This is a genomic window from Variovorax sp. 05L425, assembly GCF_056397705.1.
Genome location: NZ_JBFTNY010000064.1, coordinates 1 through 1,994, shown reverse-complemented (window position 1 = coordinate 1,994; position 1,994 = coordinate 1). Strand labels below are relative to the sequence as shown.

At 60.4% G+C, this 1,994-nt stretch carries 2 protein-coding genes; one reads left to right on the top strand and one right to left on the bottom strand.

Annotation, left to right across the window (positions count from 1 at the left end; genetic code table 11):
• A partial coding sequence (locus AC1DN9_RS29960; RefSeq protein ID WP_478106002.1) for a type II toxin-antitoxin system RelE/ParE family toxin occupies window positions 1–442 on the top strand: 442 nt, incomplete at its 5' end.
• 30 nt (window positions 443–472) lie between these two features.
• Here the strand turns inward: AC1DN9_RS29960 and AC1DN9_RS29955 are convergent.
• Window positions 473–1,921: an IS1182 family transposase gene (locus AC1DN9_RS29955; protein ID WP_478106001.1), complete on the bottom strand. Its 1,449-nt coding sequence runs from the start codon at window positions 1,919–1,921 to the stop codon at window positions 473–475.
• Window positions 1,922–1,994 lie beyond the last annotated feature (73 nt).

Genomic DNA, 1,994 nt, shown 5'->3' with positions numbered 1-1,994 from the left:
GGAGGGTGCGCGCCGCGGGCAAAAAGGCAGGCCGGGACGGCGGCAAGAGGTGAAGTCAAAAACGGTCGTCCCGCGAGAACAGGCAAACCGAGACATTGAAGACGCCATTGCCTACTACCTGGGAGAGGGCGCAGCGAGTGCTGCCCTTAGCTTCATCGACGAACTCGAAGAAGCCTACGTCCACATCAGCCGATACCCTGGCACGGGCTCCACGCGCTACGCACACGAGCTCAACTTGCCAGGGCTGCGCTTTTGGTCATTGACTCGCTTTCCACACATGATTTTCTACTTCGAACAATCAGACTGCATCGACGTTGGCCGAGGCCGTGTGCAAACGGCTTTGACTTGCGAGTATGCCGAACGCACGGCCGTCATTGGCGCGATGAAGTCATCCAGTAGTCTCGTCGCACAAGCGTGCGCCTTGGCTCTGCTCCTGAGTTGATGCGCGAACTGCAAAGGCCATTGAAGGGGCTCACGTCCCCAGCAATCTCATCGCTTTCATCGTTCTGGCAATACCCAAGATTGCGATCACCCGCTTCAGGTTGTATGCCAACACGTGCAGACTCATCTCGGTGTTCACGTGCTCCAGTTTCTTCGTCAGGAAGTGCGTCCAACCCATCCAGTGTTTGAGCGTTCCGAACACGTGCTCCACGGTGCACCTTCGCAGCGTCATCGCGACGGGCTTGCGGTCCAGGCGTTGCTGGACACGTTCGAGCACTTCCTCGTGCTCCCATCGACGGATGCGGCGGTAGTCATCGGTCGTGCACTGTTCTTTTATCGGGCATGAGGGACAGGCGCTGGTCCAGTAGAAGCGCGCCTGGAGGCCATTTCTCTCTAACGTGCTGAACCTGTAAATGGCTCGCTCTCCCGCGGGGCACTGATACTCGTCGTCCTTCGCGATATAGATGAAGTCGCTCTTGTCGAAGCGCCCCTCGGCCTTCGCATTCGAGGTCATCGGCTTGGGCACGTAGGTCGTGATGCCCGCGTCCTCGCAGGCCTTGAGCTCCGTGCCGTTGAAGTAGCCGCGATCGGCAAGGGCTTGCAGCTTGGTCTTGCCCATTGCCTCGCGCGCAGCCTGTGCCATGTTGCTGAGTTGCGCGCGGTCGTTGCCTTCGTTGATCACCTCGTGCGCCACGATCAGGTGGTGCCTGGCATCGACGGCCGCCTGGACGTTGTAGCCCACCAGGCCCGAGCCCTTGGCCTGCGAGTTCATCGAACGCGCGTCGGGATCGGTAAGCGAGCGTTGCCCATCGGGTTCCTTCTTCAACTCTTCCTTGGTGTCGTCGAGCTGCTTCATCTGCTCGCGCAGCTTCTTGATCTTGTCCTGCAGCCGTTCGGTCTTGGCCTCGATCTCCGCGGGCTGCGTGCGGTCGGCTGTCTCAAGGGCGTCGAGGTAACGCTGGATGCTCTGTTCGATCTGCCGCTGGCGCGCGTCGATCTTGCCGGCAGTGAAGTTGCGATCGCGGCTGTTGACCGCCTTGAACTTGCTGCCGTCGATGGCCACGATGGCGTGCGTGAACAGCTTGAGGTCGCGGCACAGGCCGACGAAGCGCTTGCAGACGTTGCGGATGCCSGSACCRTTGTCGTGGCGGAAATCRGCRATGGTCTTGAAGTCCGGGGCCAGGCGGCCTGTGAGCCACATCAGTTCGACATTGCGCTGCGCCTCGCGCTCCAGGCGACGGCTCGACTGGATGCGGTTCAGGTAACCGTAGATGTAGAGCTTCAGCAGGACYGAYGGGTGRTACGARGGSCGMCCKGTYGCTGCRGGYTCAAYGCCTTCGAAGCCCARKGCMWGAAGRTCCARTTCCTCGACGAASGCRTCRACGACTCGWACCGGGTTGTCTTCACCGATGTAGTCGTCAAGGCACTCTGGCAGCAGAGTGACCTGCTGACGGTCCTCGCCTTCGATGAATCGCTTCATGGGCCACCACCTCGTTCAGACGGATTGGCTCAATATAGGTGACCATCAAGGGAGTTTCCACACAGCCTCGGCC